Origin of the sequence: Streptomyces sp. NPDC087901 (assembly GCF_044742205.1) — a bacterium.
Taxonomy (GTDB): domain Bacteria; phylum Actinomycetota; class Actinomycetes; order Streptomycetales; family Streptomycetaceae; genus Streptomyces.
The window spans coordinates 49,718-70,492 of sequence record NZ_JBIUUC010000019.1; the positions used below are offsets into that span (position 1 = coordinate 49,718).

General features: G+C 72.2%; 14 protein-coding genes and 1 pseudogene. 3 read left to right on the forward strand and 12 right to left on the reverse strand.

What is annotated here, in order from left to right; all coding sequences use genetic code 11:
- Positions 1-28 precede the first annotated feature (28 nt).
- The 3 genes from ectB to ACIOEW_RS36990 form a co-directional block, all read right to left on the reverse strand.
- On the reverse strand, positions 29-1,291 hold the full coding sequence (gene ectB / locus ACIOEW_RS36980; RefSeq protein WP_401969607.1) for a diaminobutyrate--2-oxoglutarate transaminase: 1,263 nt from the start codon (positions 1,289-1,291) through the stop codon (positions 29-31).
- An 85-nt stretch (positions 1,292-1,376) separates the two neighbouring features.
- The gene (gene ectA / locus ACIOEW_RS36985; RefSeq protein WP_401969609.1) at positions 1,377-1,907 is read right to left on the reverse strand and encodes a diaminobutyrate acetyltransferase; all 531 of its coding nucleotides are present in this window, start codon (positions 1,905-1,907) and stop codon (positions 1,377-1,379) included.
- 319 nt (positions 1,908-2,226) lie between these two features.
- Positions 2,227-3,333: a pyridoxal-phosphate-dependent aminotransferase family protein gene (locus ACIOEW_RS36990; protein WP_401969611.1), complete on the reverse strand. Its 1,107-nt coding sequence runs from the start codon at positions 3,331-3,333 to the stop codon at positions 2,227-2,229.
- A 170-nt stretch (positions 3,334-3,503) separates the two neighbouring features.
- Between ACIOEW_RS36990 and ACIOEW_RS36995 the strand changes: the two genes are divergently transcribed.
- Positions 3,504-4,604: an amidohydrolase family protein gene (locus ACIOEW_RS36995; protein WP_401969614.1), complete on the forward strand. Its 1,101-nt coding sequence runs from the start codon at positions 3,504-3,506 to the stop codon at positions 4,602-4,604.
- Between the two features lie 349 nt (positions 4,605-4,953).
- A complete protein-coding gene (locus ACIOEW_RS37000) occupies positions 4,954-6,099 on the forward strand; it encodes an SCO1860 family LAETG-anchored protein (RefSeq protein ID WP_401969616.1) in 1,146 nt (381 codons plus the stop codon).
- Positions 6,100-6,527: 428 nt separating this feature from the next.
- Here the strand turns inward: ACIOEW_RS37000 and cobC are convergent.
- The 4 genes and pseudogenes from cobC to cobM form a co-directional block, all read right to left on the reverse strand.
- Positions 6,528-7,637: pseudogene (gene cobC, locus ACIOEW_RS37005) on the reverse strand (Rv2231c family pyridoxal phosphate-dependent protein CobC); the annotation flags it as partial.
- Positions 7,606-8,514, reverse strand: coding sequence for a sirohydrochlorin chelatase (locus ACIOEW_RS37010; RefSeq protein ID WP_401969690.1), 909 nt, complete (start codon positions 8,512-8,514; stop codon positions 7,606-7,608). The pseudogene cobC and the gene ACIOEW_RS37010, both read right to left, overlap by 32 nt.
- Before the next feature lie 52 nt (positions 8,515-8,566).
- Positions 8,567-10,294, reverse strand: a complete 1,728-nt coding sequence (gene cobJ / locus ACIOEW_RS37015; protein WP_401969618.1) for a precorrin-3B C(17)-methyltransferase — start codon at positions 10,292-10,294, stop codon at positions 8,567-8,569.
- 79 nt (positions 10,295-10,373) lie between these two features.
- Positions 10,374-11,213 (reverse strand): precorrin-4 C(11)-methyltransferase, encoded by an 840-nt coding sequence (gene cobM, locus ACIOEW_RS37020; RefSeq protein WP_401969621.1) that lies wholly within the window; start codon positions 11,211-11,213, stop codon positions 10,374-10,376.
- Between the two features lie 120 nt (positions 11,214-11,333).
- On the opposite strand from cobM, the gene ACIOEW_RS37025 reads away from it, so the two are divergent.
- The gene (locus ACIOEW_RS37025) at positions 11,334-12,056 is read left to right on the forward strand and encodes a ZIP family metal transporter (RefSeq protein ID WP_351003152.1); all 723 of its coding nucleotides are present in this window, start codon (positions 11,334-11,336) and stop codon (positions 12,054-12,056) included.
- 5 nt (positions 12,057-12,061) lie between these two features.
- Here the strand turns inward: ACIOEW_RS37025 and cobI are convergent, their stop codons facing one another.
- The 5 genes from cobI to cobN form a co-directional block, all read right to left on the reverse strand.
- A complete protein-coding gene (gene cobI, locus ACIOEW_RS37030; protein ID WP_362546935.1) occupies positions 12,062-12,811 on the reverse strand; it encodes a precorrin-2 C(20)-methyltransferase in 750 nt (249 codons plus the stop codon).
- Positions 12,808-14,313, reverse strand: a complete 1,506-nt coding sequence (locus tag ACIOEW_RS37035) for a cobyrinate a,c-diamide synthase (RefSeq protein WP_401969623.1) — start codon at positions 14,311-14,313, stop codon at positions 12,808-12,810. Before ACIOEW_RS37035 ends, cobI begins: the two co-directional genes overlap by 4 nt.
- Positions 14,307-14,906, reverse strand: coding sequence for a cob(I)yrinic acid a,c-diamide adenosyltransferase (cobO, locus tag ACIOEW_RS37040; RefSeq protein WP_401969625.1), 600 nt, complete (start codon positions 14,904-14,906; stop codon positions 14,307-14,309). Before cobO ends, ACIOEW_RS37035 begins: the two co-directional genes overlap by 7 nt.
- The gene (locus ACIOEW_RS37045) at positions 14,906-16,960 is read right to left on the reverse strand and encodes a putative cobaltochelatase (RefSeq protein ID WP_401969626.1); all 2,055 of its coding nucleotides are present in this window, start codon (positions 16,958-16,960) and stop codon (positions 14,906-14,908) included. The genes cobO and ACIOEW_RS37045 overlap by 1 nt, the downstream gene beginning before the upstream one ends.
- 133 nt (positions 16,961-17,093) lie before the next feature.
- Positions 17,094-20,759 carry a cobaltochelatase subunit CobN gene (cobN, locus tag ACIOEW_RS37050; RefSeq protein ID WP_401969693.1) on the reverse strand — a complete coding sequence of 1,222 codons (3,666 nt, stop codon included), beginning with the start codon at positions 20,757-20,759 and terminating at the stop codon, positions 17,094-17,096.
- Positions 20,760-20,775: the final 16 nt, after the last annotated feature.

Genomic DNA, 20,775 nt, shown 5'->3' on the forward strand with positions numbered 1-20,775 from the left:
CGTCGGGCCCGCCCGGGGCGGCCCCGGGTCAGGCGGTCTCGCGGACGCAGCGGGCCAGTGTGCGCAGGCCCTCGTCCAGCTCCTCGGGGGTGATGGTCAGCGGCGGCAGCAGCTTCACGACCTCGCTCTGCGGGCCGGAGGTCTCCAGCAGCAGTCCCAGCTCGAACGCGCGGGCGCACACGGCCGAAGCGCGCGCCGGGTCGTTGAACTCCAGGCCCCACACCAGTCCACGGCCGCGGAACTGGGCGGTGTCGTGCTCGCCGCAGATCGCCAGCAGCGCCGACTCGACCTGCTCGCCGCGGGCCAGCGTCTGCTTCTCCATCTGGCCGTCGGCCCAGTAGGCGTCGAGCGCGGCGGCGGCGGTGACGAACGCCGGGTTGTTGCCGCGGAAGGTGCCGTTGTGCTCGCCCGGCTCCCAGATGTCCAGCTCGGGCTTGAACAGGCAGAGCGACATGGGCATCCCGTAGCCGCTGATGGACTTCGACAGCGTCACGATGTCCGGCGTGATGCCGGCCTCCTCGAAGGAGAAGAAGCTGCCGGTACGGCCGCAGCCCATCTGGATGTCGTCGACGATCAGCAGCATGTCCTGGCGGTGGCACAGGTCCTGGAGCGCACTCAGCCACTCGGCGCGGGCGACGTTGATGCCGCCCTCGCCCTGGACGGTCTCCACGATCACGGCCGCGGGCTTGTTGAGGCCGGAGCCCTGGTCCTCCAGGAGCCGCTCGAACCAGAGGAAGTCGGGGACCTGGCCGTCGAAGTAGTTGTCGAACGGCATCGGCGTGCCGTGCACCAGCGGAATGCCGGCCCCGGCCCGCTTGAAGGCGTTGCCGGTGACGGCCAGCGAGCCGAGCGACATGCCGTGGAAGGCGTTGGTGAACGAGACGACGGACTCGCGGCCCTTGACCTTGCGGGCGAGCTTCAGCGCCGACTCGACCGCGTTGGTGCCGGTCGGGCCGGGGAACATCACCTTGTACGGCAGGTCGCGCGGCCGCAGGATGACGTTCTGGAAGGTCTCCAGGAAGGCCCGTTTGGCGGTGGTCGCCATGTCGAGGCCGTGGGTGATGCCGTCGCGCTCGATGTAGTCGATCAGCGCACGCTTCAGCACCGGGTTGTTGTGGCCGTAGTTGAGCGAACCGGCTCCGGCGAAGAAGTCGAGGTACGAGTGGCCGTCCTCGTCGGTCAGCCGGGCGCCCTGCGCGCGGTCGAAGACGGCGGGCCAGGCGCGGCAGTAGCTCCGTACCTCGGACTCCAAAGTCTCGAAGACACTGAGGGCGGGCGGGGTGATGGTCACAGCGGGTCTCCTGCGTGAGGGGGGTTGTGACGGGCGGCGGTGAAGGTGACTGCGACGGGCTCGGCCCGTCGGCGGAAGCGCCTGCTCAGGCGTGGAACGGGCCGATGCGGTAGAGCACTTCCGGCAGATGGGTGTCCTCGGGGAACAGGCCGCCGTCGAAGAGCACCTCACGCTCCAGCGTCACGTCGTGGCGCTGCGCGTAGGAGGTGAACAGGCGGTCCGACGCCTTGTTGTCCGGGGTGACGGTCGTCTCGACCGAGGCGAGGCCCTGCTCACCGGCGACGCGAGCCGTCAGGGCGTCAAGCAGCTTCGCCGCCAGCCCGGTCCCGCGGTGGCCGTGGTCGACGGCCACCTGCCAGACGACGAGCGTCTCCGGGCGGTCAGGCCTGATGTACCCCGTCACGAAGGCGACCGGGGCGCCGGTCTCGTCGCGGGCGACCACGGAGGTCGCCGCGAAGTCACGGCACCACAGCAGGTAGCTGTACGAGGAGTTGAGGTCCAGGACCTCGGAGTCGCGGGCTATGCGCCAGATCGCGGCTCCGTCCTCCACTCGTGGGGTGTCGATGGTGATGAATTCGCTTCGGGCACGTGCAAATTCTGCTGGTGCGGCGGTCATGCGAATTGAATTTACCCAGCAAAAATCGAAATTGCATCGAGGCAAGGGGTTGGGTGGCGCGGCTCCTTGTGTTATCACGCGAGTGTGCGCCCCAGCGCGAAGCGGTTACGTTTTCTGCCGATTTGGTATGCATTTATCCGGCATAATGACCCCGGTGTGGAGTCGGTCACAAGGTAGTAACTCTCGCGAGACGCAACCGAATTGTGCAGATCGGCCGCCCTGGAAACTGGGGTGTTTAGGCCTCTGGAATCCGGGCAGAAGAATGCGGGGAGCTGCTCTGAATAAGGCAGCTCCCCGCATTTATGGAATACGTCGGAATCTATTCGCTGGGCCAGGTTTCCGAAACGGCCTTGCGGGCAGCTTCCAGATCGACCTGCCGGCCGCCGTCGGCCAGCGCCGCCCCCAGAGCCGCGAGCGAGGAGAGCACCGCGCCCCGCGTCGCATCCACCCCGTAGTGATTGACCCGGATCATCTCCTTCGACAGCGCCCCGCCCCCCGCGATCAGCGGCAGCGACGGGTCGGCCGCGAGTGCCTGAGCGACCAGGTCCGAGGCATCCACGCCCTCGGGCGTGCGCAGCGTGGTCGCCACCGGGGCCGCGTCCCGGGCGTCGTGCACATACGGCGCCAGGCCACCGCCCAGCGCCACCGCACCGGCCCGGGTGGCAGCGGCCGCCGCCGCGTGACGGGCCATCAGCGCGTCCAGGCCCTCCGCCTCGATCCGCTCCACACAGGCTTCGAGCGCCAGCATCTCCAGCTGGGCCGGGGCGTGCAGCAGCGCCTTGCGGCCGCCGTCGATCCATCGCTCCTTCCAGTCCAGCAGGGAGAGGTAGGAACGGCGCGGGGCCTGCGGGTTGGCGGCGATCCGCTCCCAGGCCCGTGCGCTCACCGACACCGCCGACACCCCGGCCGGGCCGCCCATCGCCTTCTGCGCCCCGATCACGCACAGGTCCACACCCCACGCGTCCGGCAGCAGCGGCTCGGCGCCCACCGAGGCGACGGCGTCCAGCATGAACAGCGCCCCGTGCGCCCGGACGACCTCACCGATCTCCGCGACCGGGTTGGTGTTGCCGGTCGCGGCCTCCGCGTGGACCAGGGAGACGAAGTCGATCTCCGGGTGCGCGGCCAGCGCCTCGGCGACCTGGGCGGCGGTCACGGCGGTGTGGAACGGCACCGCGAGATCGATGACCTCGGCGCCGCAGTCCCGCAGCCAGTTGCCGAACGTCTGCCCGTACGGCCCCGTGACGACGTTCAGCGCCGTCGAACCGGGCCGGGCGCCGCCCCTGATGCAGCCTTCGAGGGGGAGGAGCGCCTCGCCCTGCATGATGACGACGTCCTGCTCGGTGGCGAGGAGACCGGCCACCCGCCGCTCGATCGCCGCGAAATGCGCGGCGGTGAGCGGGGTCAGGTCGAGGAAGGGGTGCGTCACGGTGGTGCTCTCTTCGGGATCGGATCGGTGTGCGGCCCGGCCTGCGAGCCAGGCCTGCACCGAGGGTACCGAGCGCTCCACGGGCGCCCCGGACCCGTCTGCCGGATCGGGCCGGACAGCGCGCGGCGCCGGGTCGGGTGCCCCGTGCGGTGCCTCGTACAGTGCTGCTCATGAGTGATCACGAGGCGCCGCGGGTGCTGCATGTGAAGGGGCGGGTGCTCGTCGGACCCGAGGAGGTCAGGGACGAGCTCTGGGCGGTCGACGGACGCATCTCGTACGAGCGGCCCGCCGGCGCGGACGACGCGGTCGTCATCACCGGCTGGGCCCTGCCGGGGCTGGTCGACGCCCACTGTCATGTCGGGCTCGACCATCACGGCGCAGTCGACACGGCGACGACCGAGAAGCAGGCCCTCGACGACCGGGAGGCGGGCGCGCTGCTCCTGCGGGACGCGGGCTCACCCGCCGACACCCGGTGGATCGACGACCGCGAGGACCTGCCGAAGATCATCAGGGCGGGCCGGCACATCGCCAGGACCCGGCGCTACACCCGTAACTACGCTCATGAGATCGAGCCCGACGAGCTCGTGGCGTACGTGGCGCAGGAGGCACGCCGCGGCGACGGCTGGGTGAAGCTGGTCGGCGACTGGATCGACCGCGAGGTGGGCGACCTGACCGCCTGCTGGCCGCGCGCGGAGGTCGGGGCGGCGATCGCCGAGGCCCACCGGCTGGGTGCCCGGGTCACCGCGCACTGTTTCGCCGAGGACTCGCTGCGCGATCTCGTCGAGGCCGGTATCGACTGCATCGAGCATGCGACCGGGCTGACCGAGGAGACCATTCCGCTCTTCGCCGAGCGCGGGGTCGCGATCGTCCCCACCCTGGTCAACATCGCCACCTTCCCCTCGCTCGCGCAGGGCGGTGATGCCAAGTACCCCCGCTGGTCCGCCCATATGCGCCGACTGCACGAGCGCCGGTACGACACCGTGCGCGCCGCCTACGACGCCGGGGTGCCGGTGTTCGTCGGAACGGACGCCGGAGGGGTGCTCGCCCACGGGCTGGTGGCCGACGAGGTCGCCGAGCTCGTCAAGGCCGGCATCCCGGTCCTGGAGGCGCTGTCCGCGACGACGTGGGGAGCCAGGGCGTGGCTCGGCAGGCCCGGCCTGGAGGAGGGCGCCCCGGCCGACCTGGTGGTGTACGACCGGGACCCGCGGGCGGACGTGCGCGTGCTGGCGGCCCCGCGCCGGGTCGTGCTGAACGGGCGCGTGATCGGCTGATCGCGGTGTCCCGGGTGCGGTCCGGACCCGGACCCGGACGGGGGCGGGATGCATCGTGTTGACCGGCAGTGACCGGGCGCGGATCCGCTCGTTGAATCACTTCCCCGTCTCCCGTGCGGAGGTCCTCCGAGCCGCCCGCGCTCGGTGAAACGGGTGAACGCGAGGAACGTACGTGCCGGAATATTCGAATGTAGACACGGAAACCCCCCTTTGGGGTGAACTCACCTCAGGTATCTGCCAGTTCACCCTCTGTGCGTAAAGATTCACGGAGTCGAGGCCACCGGTGCCCGCGATGTCCCCCATTGGACGGCGCCGGTGGCTCCATGTCTCTTGTGGGGGTTCCACCATCTTGAACAGCAACACCTTCCGCCTCGCCGCCCTGGCGGTCGCCGCCGCTCCCGTCGCCCTGCTGGTCGCCGTCCCGGCGCAGGCCACCACCGCGACCACCACCACGACCACCGGTGACGGGAAGGCGAGCGCGGTCGTGCTCCGTACCGCACTCGACGTCTCACTCCTGAACAAGGCGATCGATGTGCCGCTCAAGGCGACGCTCAACGAGGTGCACGCCCCGCGGAGCGCCGAGAAGACCGCGCTCACCGTGAAGCTCGACGGAGTGGAGGGCAGGCGGCCGGTCAGCGTGCTGCGGGCTGATGTGGCCACGGCGAAGGCGACCGTAGGCAAGCACCGCGCCGTGGGCTACAGCAACGTGGTGAAGGCGCGGCTGCACCTGCCGGGTCTGCCGGCGCTCTCGCTGATCGAGGTCGAGCAGGTCACCTCCAAGGCGGTCTGCGAGGTGGGCCACAAGCCGGTCGCCGAGTCGAACGTGCTGGGGCATGTGAAGGTCCTCGGCAAGCTGATCACCCTTACCGCCGCAGGTACCACGCAGGTCAAGGTGCCGGGTGTCGGGGAGGTGACGCTCGACCTGTCGAAGACGAGCACCACCTCGCGCACCGCGGCGGCGGTGGCGCTCCAGTTGAAGGTCTCGGTCAACCCGCTCAACCTGAATGTCGCCGACGTGAAGGGCGAGGTCACCCTCGTAGAGGCCACCTGCGAGACGCCGAAGGCGGCGGCCGGCACGGGCGGCGGGGAGAACGGCGGCAGTCACAACGGCGGTGCGAGTGACGGCGGGAGTGACAACGGCGGTTCGAGTGACGGCGGCAGTGACAACGGCGGTGCGAGTGACGGCGGGAGTGACAACGGCGGTTCGACCGATGGCGGTTCGACCGACGGTGGGTCGGACAGCGGTGGTTCCACCGACGGCGGATCCGGCACTGCGGGCTCCACGGCAGGTTCCACGGCCGGCGACACCGGCGGTGATGGCAATGGCGTGAAGCCCCAGACCGGCACCGGTCACGCGCCCGAGGTCGCCGTTGACGCCGACCTCGCGGAGACGGGCAGCAGCTCCACCACGCCGTACGTCGCCGGTGGCGCCGCCCTCCTGCTGGCGGTCGGAGCCGGTGCGATGGTCGTGGCCCGGCGGCGCGCGCAGGACTGACACCCGGCGGAACGCATCTGTGCCCGAGGGGGCGGCCGGGGGGCCGTAGGGGCGAGCACGGTGGCGGGGAGCGGTGGGATGGGGAGCGGTGCTCTGTGTGCGGAGCAGCGCTCCGCACGCCGAGCGCCGCTCCGGACTTGAGCAGCGCTCCGCACGCCGAGCGCTGCTCCGGACCTGAGCGCTGCTCCGGACCTGAGCACCGCGCCGCACACAGCGCACCGCGCCGCACACAGCGCACCGCGCCGCACACAGCGCACCGCGCCGCACACAGCGCACCGCTCCGAATGTAGAGCACCGATCCCTGGAGGGAGCACCGCTCCAGACGTGAGCACCGCTCCGTATCCAGAGCGCAGCCACCGGCTCGACACGTGTCAGGGGCCCGGCCCGCGACACGTGTCAGGGGCCCGGCAGGACCGTCGCCGTCCCGGTCAGCGGCTGACCGCGGACAGTGCCTGGAGTGCCTGGTCGAACGCCTGCAGGAAGCGGTTGGTCGTCGTGCGGTCCCGCACGGCCAGCCGCAGCCACTCGGCGCCGAGCCCGGGAAACGTATCGCCGCGCCGGGCCGCGAAGCCCAGCATCCGCAGTCGCTCGCGTATCTCCGTGGCCCGCTCCAGCCGGACCAGCACGAACGGCCCCTGCGCCGGCTCCACCACCCGTATCTCGGTGAACTCCCGCAGACCCGCTACCAGATGACAGCGGTCCACCGCGATCCGGTCGGCAGCCGCCGTTGCTTCGGCCAGTGCCCGCGGCTCCACACATGCCTCGGCCGCCGCCAGCGCCGGCGACGACACCGGCCACAGCGGCTGCGCCTCCTCCAGCAGGCGGACGGTCTCCGGCGCGGCCGCGACGTAACCGATCCGCAGCCCGGCGAGCCCCCAGGTCTTGGTGAGGCTGCGCAGCACCACGAGCCCCGGGATGTCCGTACGGCCGCACAGCGCCTCGCGCTCGCCCGGCACCGCGTCCATGAACGCCTCGTCGACGACCAGCGTCCGCCCGGGACGCGCCAGTTGCTCCAGCACGGCCGCGGGATGGAGCACGGACGTCGGGTTGGTCGGATTGCCGACCACCACCAGATCCGCGTCGGCCGGTACGGCCGCCGGATCCAGCCGGAAGCCCTCCTCGGCCCGCAGTAGCACCCGTCCCACCTCGTGCCCGGCCGCGCGCAGCGCCGCCTCCGGCTCGGTGAACTGCGGATGGACCACGACCGGGCGCCGGGCCGGCAGCGCCCGCGCGATCAGCACGAACGCCTCCGCCGCACCGGCCGTCAACAGGAGCCGCTCCGGCGGCAGTCCGTGCCGTGCGGCGACCGCCGCACGCGCCGTGCGCCCGTCCGGGTACGCGGCGAGCTCGCCCAGGGACGCGGCTATCCGCTCCTTCAGCCAGGCCGGCGGGGTACCGGCCCGTACGTTGACGGCGAGATCGGTCAGATCCCGGCCCCGTCCCCGTACCTCCGCGTCACCGTGGTGACGCAGATCGTGCGCGCCCGCGCCTGTCGCGTCGGGACTCTCAGTGGGAGTGTGCATGACCGCCATGGTGGGGGTGGTGGTGATGGCCGTCGTCGTCAGGGTGGAAGTGCGGCTGCTGCGGCAGTCCCACCTTGTCCTCGAAGCCCGGCAGTGCGATCCGGTACACGCAAGAGTCGCAGTTCATCCGCAGATCGCCCTTCACGGCCTCCCGGTAGCGCTCCATGACCAGATCGAGCAGTTCCTCCGCGGCACCGATCACCTCGGCCGGCCGGACGTCCAGCTCCGGGTGGGCGGCGGCCCACTCCGTGGTCCGATGACGCACCCGGTCCGGCAGGATGCCCGTGAAGAGGAAGTACGGCAGAACGACTATGCGCCCCGCACCCAGCTTCACGCAACGGTCGAGACCGGACGGCACATCAGGAGCGGCCAGCGACACGAACGCCGTCTCCACACCCGCGTAGCCCCGGCCCTCCCAGAACAGCCGCGCCGCCTTGTACACCTCGGCGTTGGCATCCGGGTCGGTGGAACCGCGCCCCACCAGCAGGATCGTCACCTCCGACCGGTCGGTGTCGCCCAGCACCTCGTCGACCCGCCGCTCCAGCACGTTGAGCAGCGCCGGATGCGGGCCGAGCGGGCGCCCGTAGGTGTAGGAGATGCCCGGGTGGCGCTCCTTCTCACGGCTCAGGGCCGCCGGGATGTCGCCCTTGGCGTGCCCGGCCGACACCAGCATCAGCGGGACGGCGGCGAAGCGCCTGACGCCCTGCTCGACGAGCTCGGTCACCGCGTCGCCGAGCGGGGGCGGCGACAGCTCGATGAAGCCGCCCGCGACGGCCAGTTGCGGGTTGCGGGCGCCGAGCTCGGCCACGAAGTCACGGAAGGCGGCGGCCCCGCCCTCGTCCCGGGTGCCGTGGCCGGCGATGAGCAGTGCGGGCTGGGCGGACGGGGTGATCACGGGGTCTCCTCGGTGTTCATGGGCGGCGGGAGAGAGGCGGCGGGCCGGTTCACGGGGCCGTCTCCCAGGCCGGGGCGGTCGTGGCCGACTGCCAGCGGTAGCCGCGCGGGGTGACCATGCGGCCCGCGATCTCACGGGTGGCCGTGTTGCCGACGGTGACGACGGTCATCATGTCGACCGTCGCCGGGTCCAGGGCCGCCAGCGAGGTCACCCGGCTGCTCTCGTCGGGGCGCGAGGCACTGCGTACGACCCCGACCGGCGTGCCCGGCTCCCGGTGTTCGGAGAGGATCGACAGTGCCTTGGGGAGCTGCCAGTCGCGGCCCCGGCTGCGCGGGTTGTAGAACGTCACGATGATGTCGGCCTCGGCCGCGGCCCGTACCCGACGCTCGATGACCTCCCACGGCGTGTGCAGATCGGAGAGGCTGATCGACACATGGTCGTGTCCCAGCGGGGCGCCGAGGATCGCTGCCGCCGCCAGTGCGGCCGTCACACCGGGCACACCCACCACATCGATGTCGGTACCCGCCTCGGCCAGCGCGGGTGACGCCATCGCGTACACGCCCGCGTCGCCACTGCCGATCAGGGCCACCGCATGCCCCTTGCGCGCCTCGGAGACCGCGGTACGGGCCCGTTCCTCCTCGGCACCGAGCCCCGACTCCAGAATCGTCGTGCCCGGCCGCAGCAGATCCCTGATCTGGTCGACGTACTGGTCGAGCCCGACCAGCACCGACGCCCGCCGCAGCTCGTCACGGGCGCGCGGCGTCAGCAGGTCACGTGCTCCGGGCCCCAGCCCCACGACGGCGAGCCGTCCGCGCGGTGCCCGGCGCACCACCGCGCAGGTGGCCATCGCCGCCCGCCCCTCGGGCCGCGACTTCCGCTTCGGTACGAGGAGTTCACCGCCTCCGGCGAGCGCCGAGGCCTCCGCCACCGAGGGCGTGCCGACGGCGGCGAGCGGCGCGTCGGAAGGATGCGGCACCTCGATACGGGCCAGCTCCTCGGCCGGGTACGTCCGCAGCGGCACATTGAGCCGCGCGGCGGCGGCCACGATCCCCGGCTCCCCGGCCTTCGCGTCGACGGTCACCAGCTCCGCGACGCTCAGCGGCGAGAGCCCGGCTTCCTCCAGCGTGTCCCGGATCAGCCCGAGCACCTCGTCCTCGGGTGCGTCTCTGGACGCGCCGACCCCGACGGCGAGAGAGGCGGGCCGCAACACGGCGGCCCGAGAGCCGAGTCCGACGATCCGGTCGGTGATGTGCAGCACCGCAGGGCCCGCCCCCTCGGGGCTGCCCACGTTCGGCGGCAGCGCGGGCAACGGCCACACCGCGTCCGCCCGCAACGTCACCGGCGCACCGTCCAGCACCGCCCGGGACACCGCCGCGACATCCCCTTCCACGGGGAGCCCCAGCATGTCGAGACCGGGAACGCCCACCGCGTCCGTCGCCGTCGTCACGACGGGCGCCGCGCCCAGCACCTCACCGACCGCCACCGCCAGGGCGTTCGCCCCGCCACCGTGCCCGCCGAGCAGCGCCACCGCGTGACGCCCCGCCTCGTCGACACAGACGACACCCGGGTCCGCCGCCTTGTCCACGAGCAGCGGCGCGACCAGCCGGACCACGGCCCCCGTCGCCAGGAAGCACACCAGCTGCTCGCACTCGGCGAACGCCCGCCGCACGGCCTCGCGCACCGGACCGTCGTAGACCACGGCACGGCCGCGCCAGGACGCGGCCAGCCGGTCACGGGCGACGGCGCCCGCAGCCGTCGCGGAGATCAGGCCGATCACTGGGTTGCTCCTTCATTCGCACCGGCCACGGAGCGGACGCCCCACAGCTGAGAGACCGGATCGGCCGCGGCGAGCCGGATCACGATCCGGACCGCCGGGCGCGCAACTCGGCCCGCGCCGCCTTGTCCGCCTTGCGGTACCCGTGGAAATGACCCGGGTGGTAGAGGTGCGAACGGGTACCCGACGCCGACAGAGCCGGGCCGACGAGGAAGAGCGTGTGCTTCCAGAGCTTGTGCTCCTTCACCATTGCCTCCAGCGTCTCGATCGTGCAGTGCAGGATCAGTTCCTCGGGCCATGTCGCCTGGTACGCGATCACCACCGGCGTGGAGGTCGGGTAGCCGCCCTCCAGCAGCTCCTGCGTCAGCTGACCGGACCGGGCGGCCGACAGGAACAGCGCCATCGTCGTGCCGTGCCGGGCGAACTCCCGCACCTCCTCACCGGGCGGCATCGGCGTCTTCCCACCGCCGAGCCGGGTCAGGATCACCGACTGCGCCACTTCGGGGATCGTCAGCTCGCGCTGCACGAGGGCCGCGACCGCCGAGAACGACGACACACCGGGCACGATCTCGACCGCGACGCCCAGTTCACCGCACCGGTCGACCTGCTCCTGCGTGCCGCCCCACAGCGCCGGATCGCCGGAATGGATCCTGGCGACCTTCAGCCCTTCGTCCGCGGCCCGCCGGTACACGGCGACGACCTCCTCGAGGGACATCTGCGCCGAGTCCAGGATCTCCGCACCCTCCCGGGCGTGGTCGAGCACCTCCGCCTGCACCAGGCTGGCCGCCCAGATGACGATGTCGGCGTCCGCGATGGCCCGCGCCGCCCGGAAGGTCAGCAGATCGGCGGCGCCGGGGCCGGCACCGACGAACGTCACGGTGCCGCTGGTGGGCGCGGCGGCTGCGTCGACTGCTTCGGACATGGGTCGGGTCCTTTCGGAAAAGCGGATCGGAATCACGAAGCGGAAACTTGGAGGAGAGGAGGAACGGGCTGCGGCAGCCTGCGGATGCGCGCACCGGGGTCAGTCGGCTAGCAAGAGCCCATGGCGGTGTTCGTCGCGCTCGGCGCGTTCCTGATGACCCTGGTCGGTGGCTGGGTCGCCCAGCGCGTCACCGACCGCCGCCACCTGGTGCTCGGATTCGCCGGCGGACTGATGCTCGGAGTCGTCGGCCTCGACCTGCTGCCGGAGGCCATCGAAGCCGCGGGCGGCCTCGTCTTCGGCGTACCGGCGGCCCTGCTGCTGTTCGTGGGCGGCTTCCTCTTCGCGCATCTGGTGGAGCGGCTGCTCGCCGTACGCCAGGCGGCACACGGAGCGAGCGAGGAACGGGTGCCGCAGGTCGGACTGACAGCGGCGGCCGCCATGGTCCTCCACAGCCTGATGGACGGCGTGGCGCTCGGCGCGGCCTTTCAGGTGGGCGGCGGCATGGGAGCTGCCGTCGCCCTCGCCGTCATCACCCACGACTTCGCCGACGGCTTCAACACCTACACGATCACCAGCCTGTACGGGAACGCCCGCCGCAAGGCCCTGACGATGCTGTACGCGGACGCGGCGGCACCCGTCGTCGGCGCGGCGACGACGCTCGTGTTCACCCTTCCGGAGGAACTCCTCGGCTGCTATCTCGGCTTCTTCGGCGGCGCGCTGCTCTACCTCGCCGCAGCCGAGATCCTGCCCGAGGCACACCACGACCACCCGGCCCGCTCCACCCTGCTGTGCACGGTCGCCGGAGTGGGGTTCATCTGGCTGGTGGTGGGCCTCGCGCAGTGACCGCCTCACAACTTGCCGCCCCGGCCGCCGTCGCGCGGCGCGGGCGCGATCAGCGTGGAGAGGTACGGCAACGGGCCGTCGGTCAGCTCCGCCGCCGGCCGGATCGACTCCTGCGGCAACCCGAGCGCCGAACCCCACACCGCTTCCTCGGTCCGCCCCGTCTCGCGCAGCGCCGTGGCGACCTCCTCGGCCAGCCGCCCGAACTTGTACGCGACGACGGTCCCCGGGCCCTCCAGTGCCTGCTTCAGCACCGCAGCCCCCGCCGTCACCGGCACCAGCGTCAACGGCTCGGTGCCCTCGGTCAGCACCGCGCCACTGCGCGCCGCGAGATCCTGCATCGCCGTGATCCCCGGCACCGTCACCACGGCCGTGCCCGGCAGCAGCTCACCGATCGTCTGCGCGAGATACGTGAACGTGGAGTACACGTTGGGGTCGCCGATCGTCGCGAACGCCACCGAACCGTGCGTACGCAGCAGCTCCGTGACCCGCGCACCCGCCGCGTCCCACGCCGCCTCCCGGCGCGCCCGGTCCGTCCGCTCGTTGAGCGCGAACACGACCCGCACGACCTTCTCGGCCCCCACGTAGTGCAGCACCGTCGCCTCGGCGCGCCCCTGCTCACCCGTGTCCATCACCGGCACCACGACGACCGCCGCGTCCCGCAGAGCGTTGACGCCCTTGACGGTCACCAGCTCCGGATCGCCGGGCCCGACCCCCACCCCGACCAGCGTGCTCACGCCGCTCCGACTGTCCCTCATGCCGTGCACCTCTCAACGAATCGGCGGGCCGTACCGGGAGCCGAAGCCCAATGCGTATGCAGATAACTCGCGTGCACGCCCTGCTGGACGAACCCCTCCACGCGCCGCTCCGGCTGGTGCATGCCCCAGGCGGGCGCGTCCCCGGCACCGGGCTCCAGCACGGTGCGGTGGAACTCGTGCCCGCGCATCCGTGTCCCCGTAGCCGCCAGCACGCTGTCGGAGAGCGCCACGGCGTCCCGGTAGCCGAGCGTCAGCCGCTCCGACATCCGCCCTACGGCGTCCAGCACTCCGCACATCGGCAGCCCGTCCAGTGAGCGGCCCAGATACAGCAGCCCCGCACACTCGGCCGCCACCGGCGCCCCGGAGGCGGCGAGCTCCGCGACGGCCTTGCGCAACGGCTCGTTGGCGGACAGCTCCGGCGCGTACACCTCGGGAAACCCGCCCCCGATGACCAGCCCCCGGACCCCGTCGGGCAGAGCCTCGTCCCGCAACGGATCGAACGGCACCACCTCGGCCCCGGCAGCGGTGAGCAGCTCGCTGTGCTCGGCGTAGGAGAAGGTGAAGGCCGCCCCGGCGGCGACGGCGACAACAGGAGCCCCGAAACCCGGCCCCTTCGGCGTGCTTCCCTTCGGCCCCGCCGACGTGCCTCCTGGCCCCTTCGGTGTACCTTCCAGCCCCGCCGGCATTCGAGGCGCGGGGTCCGGGGCGGAGCCCCGGTTACGGGAAGGGGCGGGGAGGGGAACAGGCCCGCCGCACGTGCCCACCGCCTCAGCCGCGCTCCACACACCCGCACCCGCACCCAGCTCCGGTGCTGACCGGGCCAACGCCATCAGCGCCCCCAGATCGCACCCCGCCACCACCTGCCCCGCCATCGCCGCGACAGCGGCCACCGCGTCACCCCGCCGCTCCGCCACCGGCACCAGCCCCAGATGCCGTGAGGGAACCGCCACCGGCGCGGCCCGCCGCAACACCCCCAGCACCGGCACCCCGGACTCGTCCAGGGCCTCCCGCAACAACGCCTCGTGCCGGTCGGAGCCGACCTTGTTCAGGATCACCCCGCCGATCCGCACCTGCGTGTCCCACGACGCGAAGCCGTGCACCAGCGCCGCCACCGACCGGGACTGCGACGACGCGTCCACGACCAGCACCACGGGCGCCCGCAGCAGCTTCGCCACGTGGGCCGTGGACGCCAGCTCGCCCTGCCCCGCAGCCCCGTCGTACAGCCCCATCACACCCTCGACCACCGCCAGGTCACAGCCCTGCGCACCGTGCGCGAACAGCGGGGCGATCAGCTCCGGCCCGCACATGTACGCGTCGAGATTGCGGCCCGGCCGCCCGGTGGCAAGGGTGTGATAGCCCGGATCGATGTAGTCGGGGCCGACCTTGTGCCCGGAGACGGCGAGCCCCCGCCCGCAGAACGCGGCCATCAGCCCCGTCGCGACGGTCGTCTTGCCGCTGCCGGACGACGGCGCGGCAATGACCAGGCGCGGAACACTCACCACTCGATGCCCCTCTGGCCCTTCTGCCCGGCGTCCATCGGGTGCTTCACCTTCGACATGTCGGTCACCAGGTCCGCGGCGTCCAGCAGCGCCGCAGGGGCGTTGCGGCCGGTGATCACCACATGCTGGTTGCCGGACCGGTTGCGCAGCACCTCGACCACCTCGTCGGTGTCGACCCACCCCCAGTGCATCGGGTAGGCGAACTCGTCGAGGACGTACAGCCGGTGCGTCTCGGCGGCCAGATCGCGCTTGACCTGCTCCCAGCCCTCCCGCGCGGCCGCCTCGTTGTCCAGCTGCTGGTCGCGCTGGACCCAGGACCAGCCCTCGCCCATCTTGTGCCAGGCGACGGACCCGCCCTCGCCGCTCGCGCCGAGGACCTTCAGCGCGTTCTCCTCGCCGACCTTCCACTTCGCCGACTTCACGAACTGGAACACCCCGATCGGCCACCCCTGATTCCAGGCGCGCAGCGCGAGCCCGAAGGCCGCCGTCGACTTTCCCTTGCCGATGCCGGTGTGCACCATCAGCAACGGACGGTTGCGGCGCTGACGGGTGGTGAGCCCGTCGTCCGGCACGGTGGTCGGCTGTCCCTGTGGCACTACGCGGCCCTCCTGTTGTTGTACTGAACGTCCTTGACCAGCCCGGCGATCGAATCTGCCCGCAGCTCGTCGAGCGTGACGGCGGTGCCGCCCAGCTCACCCGCGAGACTCCCCGCGAGCCCGAGCCGCACCGGACCCGACTCGCAGTCCACGACGACGGACGCCGTGCCCTCGGCCTCGTGCAGCCGAGCCGCCCGCGCGGCCAGCGCCACCGGCTCCGGCCCCCCGGTGGCCCGCCCGTCGGTCACCACGACGAGCAACGGCCGCCGTGACGGATCGCGAAGCCGCTCCACCCGCAGCACGTCATGGGCCTTCAACAGCCCGGCGGCCACCGGCGTACGCCCTCCGGTCGGCAGCATCTCCAGCCGCGCGGCAGCGGCGTCCACGGACGATGTCGGCGGCAGCACCACCTCGGCGTCCTTGCCCCGGAAGGTGATCAGCCCGACCTTGTCCCGCCGCTGGTAGGCATCCATCAGCAGCGAGAGCACCGCACCCTTCACGGCGGTCATCCGCTGCCGGGCGGCCATCGACCCGGACGCGTCCACGACGAACAGCACGAGATTCCCCTCGCGCCCTTCCCTCACCGCCTGCCGCAGATCGTCCCGCCGCACGACCAGACCCCGGCCCGAACGCCCGCGCGCCCGCTGATGCGGGGCGGCGGCCTGCACGGTCGCGGCCAGGTGCAGCTTGGTCAGCGCGCCCTGCGGACGCCGCGCACCGGTCGTCCGCCCGTGCTCGGTACGCGCCCGGGACCGCCGCCCCGCGGCGCCCTCGCCCAGACCGGGAACGCTCAGCATCTTCGTACGGAACGGCTCACCGGACCGTACGGGCTGCTGCTCGCCGCCGCCGGAGGACGACTGCCTCTGCGCCGGTTCGTGCTCCTTGCCCTGCTCCTTGCCCTGTTCCGGCACGGACTGCTCGGGAACGGACGGCGCGGGCGTGTCGTCGGCCCCGTCCTCGCCCTGCGGCGGCGTGTCGGGCCCGTCGCCCTCCGGCGGCCGGCCGCCGCCACCGGGGCCGTCCGGGTCCGGATCCTCGCCCTCGCCGCTGTTCTGCTCCAGCGTGTCGTCGAGCTTGTCCTCGTCCAGGCCCGGCGCGTCGAAAGGATTGCGCCGACGCCGGTGGGGGAGCGCGAGAAGGGCGGCCTGCCGCACATCCTCGGCCAGCACATCGGTCCGCCCCGCCCAGGCGGCCAGCGCCGTGGCGGTCCGGGCCATCACGATGTCGGCCCGCATCCCGTCGACCTCGAAGGCGGCACAGGTGGCCGCGATCTGGCGCAACGCGGCGTCGCCCAGACCGACTTGCGGAAGCAGCGCACGAGCAGCCACGATCCGGGCCCGCAACGCGCCTTCCTCGTCGGCCCACTTGGCGGCGAAGGCGGCCGGATCGTCGTCGTACGCGAGCCGCCGCCGCACCACCTCGACCCGCAGATCGGTCTCACGGGAGGCGGCGACCTCGACGGTCAGCCCGAACCGGTCGAGCAACTGCGGGCGCAACTCCCCCTCTTCGGGATTCATGGTCCCCACGAGCAGGAAGCGGGCGGCGTGCCGTACGGAGACGCCCTCGCGCTCCACGTAGGAGGCACCCATGGCGGCGGCGTCCAGCAGCAGATCGACCAAGTGGTCGTGCAGCAGATTGACTTCGTCGACGTACAGAATCCCGCGATGCGCATCGGCGAGCAGCCCCGGCTCGAAGGCCTTCACGCCCTCGGCGAGCGCCCGCTCGATGTCGAGCGCCCCGACGAGCCGGTCCTCGGAGGCGCCGACGGGAAGCTCGACGGTCCGGGCCGCCCGCGACACGCCGGACCCGGGCTCGTGGGGCCCGTCAGGACACGCCGGATCGGGGGAGCCGGGAGCACAGGAGAACCGGCATCCGGGGACGACGGCCACCTCGGGCATGAGCGCGGCCAGCGCGCGCACGGCGGTGGACTTGGCGGTCCCTTTCTCGCCGCGCACGAGGACGCCCCCCACGGCAGGGCTCACCGCGTTGAGAAGCAGCCCGAGCCGGAGATCATCCTGCCCGACGATGGCGGTGAAGGGGTACGGCGTACTCACGAGGCCTCCTTGGGGGACCGGTTTGTCGTCAGTCCCTCCGGCGTTTGGGGAGCGGGGGTCAGGGGGCGGAGCCCCCGGTTCGGGGAGGGGCGGGCAGGGGGAAGGCCTGCCGCAGGCGCCACGCGACGCCCGCTCACGCGTCCCCCTCCAGGTCGCCTTCGAGCTCCAGGTACGTCGCCCGCAACCGCTCCAGCGTGTCCGGGTCCGGTTGTGCCCACAGCCCTCGGTCGGCCGCCTCCAGCAACCGTTCCGAAATCCCGCGCAGCGCCCAGGGGTTGGACTTCTGCATGAACTCCCGGTTCTCCGGGTCGAAGACGTACTCCGCCGAGAGCCTCTCGTACATCCAGTCGTCGACCACGCCGGCCGTGGCGTCGTACCCGAACAGGTAGTCCACGGTCGCCGCCATCTCGAAGGCGCCCTTGTACCCGTGCCGCCGCATGGCCGCCATCCACCGCGGGTTCACGACCCGCGCGCGGAACACCCTGTGGGTCTCCTCGCCGAGCGTCCGGGTCTTCACCTGATCCGGCGTCGCCGAATCCCCCACGTACGCCTCGGGCGACTCACCGGTCAGATGCCGCACCATGGCGACCATGCCGCCGTGGTACTGGAAGTAGTCGTCGGCATCGACGAGGTCATGCTCTCTCGTGTCCACGTTCTTCGCCGCCACCGCGATCCGCCGGAACGCCGTCTCCATGTCCCCGCGCGCCGCCCGCCCCTCCAGCCCGCGCCCGTACGCGTAACCGCCCCAGACCGCGTACACCTCGGCCAGGTCCGCGTCCGACCGCCAGTTGCGCGCGTCGATCAGCGGCAGCAGCCCCGCGCCGTACGCCCCCGGCTTCGAGCCGAAGATGCGTGCCGTCGCCCGGCGGCGGTCGCCGTGCTCCGCCGTGTCCTCGTCGGCGTGCGCCCGTACGTAGTTGGCGTCGGCCGGCTCGTCCAGCTCCGCCACCGCGCGCACCGCGTCGTCGATCAACCCCACCACGTGCGGGAACGCGTCCCGGAAGAAGCCCGAGATCCGGACCGTCACATCGATGCGCGGCCGGCCCAGGTCGCTCACCGGCACCACCTCGAAGCCGGTCACCCGGCGGGACGCGTCGTCCCACACCGGGCGGCAGCCGAGCAGCGCCAGGATCTCCGCGATGTCGTCGCCCTGGGTGCGCATGGCGGAGGTGCCCCACACCGTCAGGCCGACCGACTTCGGGTAGTCGCCCGTGTCGGCGAGGTACCGGGCGATCAGCGAGTCGGCGAGCGACTGGCCGACCTCCCACGACAGCCGGGACGGAATCGCCTTCGGGTCCACGGAGTAGAAGTTGCGGCCGGTCGGCAGCACGTTGACGAGCCCGCGCGTCGGCGAACCCGAGGGGCCCGCCGGGACGAAGCCGCCGTTCAGTGCCAGCAGGATGTGGTCGATCTCGTCGGTCGTCCGGGCCAGCCGGGGCACGACCTCCTCGCAGGCGAAGCCCAGGACGGCGACGGCGTCCGGGAGTTCGAAGCCCAGCACCTCCCGTACCAGGTCCGCTGCCGCGGTCACGTCCCAGCCGCGCGCCTCCATGCCCTCCGCGAGCCGGCGGCACAGCTGCTCCAGCAGGTCGATCGTGTCCGCGCCCGTCCGCGCCGGGCCGTCCACCAGCTCACTCAGCCCGGCCGGTACCTTCACGGCCGCGCCCGGCTCGCCCAGCAGCTCCTTCTCGCTGAGCCCGAAGTGCTCGGCGATCGCGGCCCGCAGACCCGGCAGCGCGTTCGCCGTGCCGCCCCACACCTGCGAGGCACGCAGCACCGCGAGGACCAGGTTGACCCGGGCCTCGTCGACCGGGCCGCCGCCCAGGACGTGCAGACCGTCGCGGATCTGGACGTCCTTGATCTCGCAGAGGTAGCCGTCGATGTGCATGACGAACGAGTCGAAGGCGTCGTCGCCCGGCTGCTCGTCGACATGCAGGTCGTGGTGCAGCTCCGCGGCCTTGACCAGCGTCCAGATCTGCGCCCGCACCGAGGGTGCCTTCGTCGGGTCCAGGTCGCTGACCAGCGCGTACTCGTCGAGGAGCTGCTCCAGCTTCGCGAGGTCGCCGTAGGTGTCGGCGCGGGCCATCGGTGGGACCAGGTGGTCCACCACGGTGGCGTGGCCGCGGCGCTTGGCCTGGGTGCCCTCGCCCGGGTCGTTGACGATGAACGGGTAGATCAGCGGCAGTTCGCGGAGTACCGCGTCAGGGCCGCAGCCGGCGGACAGGCCGAGGCCCTTGCCGGGCAGCCACTCCATCGTGCCGTGCTTGCCCATGTGGACGACGGCGTCGGCGCCGAAGCCCCCCTCCGATGTCGCGGCCTCCAGCCAGCGGTAGGTGGCCAGATAGTGGTGCGAGGGGGGCATGTCCGGGTCGTGGTAGATCGCGATCGGGTTCTCGCCGAATCCGCGCGGCGGCTGGATGAGCACCACCACGTTTCCGAACTGCAGCGAGGCGAGGACGATGTCGTCCCCGTCCACGTACAGCGAGCCCGGCGGCTCGCCCCAGTGCTCCAGCATCGAGTCGCGCAGCCCCGGCTCCAGCTTCTCGAACCACTGCCGGTAGTCGGCCAGCGGAACCCGCGCGGGAGCCGCGGCGAGCTGTTCCTCGGTCAGCCATTCCACGTCGTGGCCACCGGCGTTGATGAGGCGGTGGATGAGCTCGTCGCCGTTGTCCGGGTGAGCGTCGACCCGGTACCCGGCGTCGCGCAGGGCGTCCAGGACACGGATCGCGGAGGCGGGCGTGTCCAGGCCGACGGCGTTGCCGACGCGGGAGTGCTTGGTGGGGTAGGCGGTGAAGACCAGGGCGAGCTTCTTCTCGGCGTTGGTCCTGTGCTTGAGAACGGCGTGGCGCACGGCGATCCCGGCGACGCGCGCGGCGCGTTCGGGGTCGGCGCGGTACACCGGCACCTCGTCCGGGCCCTGTTCCTTGAAGGAGAACGGCACGGTGATCAGCCGGCCGTCGAACTCGGGGATGGCGACCTGCATCGCCGCGTCCATCGGGGTCAGGGCCGCGTCGGACGCCTCCCAGGTGGCGCGCGAGGAGGTGAGGCAGAGCCCCTGCAGCACCGGCACGTTCAGCTCGGCGAGCGCGCCGATGTCCCAGGCCTCGTCGTCGCCTCCGGCGGAGGCGTCCGACGCGCGGGTGCCGCCGGCCGCGAGGACGGTGGCGACCAGGGTGTCGGCCCGGCCGAGGAGCCCGTACAGCCCGGCGTCCGCGCCGCGCAGCGAACCGCAGTACACGGGCAGGGCGTTGGCGCCGCGTGCCTCGACCGCGTCACACAGCACGTCGACGAACGAGGTGTTGCCGGAGAGGTGGTGCGCCCGGTAGAAGAGCACGCCGACGGTCGGGCGGCCCTCGGTGAACGTACGGCTTCCGTGGAGCCCCCACTCGGGCATCTTCTGCGGCTCGGCGAAGCCGTGCCCGGTCAGCAGGACGGTGTCGGAGAGGAAGCGGGCCAGTTCGACGAGGTTGCCCGGGCCGCCCTCCACGAGGTAGCGCAGCGCCTCGGCGACGACGCCGGCCGGTACGGACGACTCGGCCATCAGTTCCGCGTCCGGCACCGCCTCGCCGCCGAGCAGCACGGTCGGGATGCCCGAGGCCTTGAGCTTCGCGAGCCCGTCCTCCCAGGCGCGCTTGCCGCCCAGCAGGCGGACCACGGCGATGGAGGAGCCCTCGATCAGAGCGGGGAGCTCCTCGTGGACATCGATGCGGGTCGGGTTGCCGATCCGGAAGGGCGCGCCCGAGGCACGGGCGGCGAGGAGGTCGGTGTCAGCGGTCGACAACAGCAGCACGGTGGTCAGCGGGGCGGACAGCGGG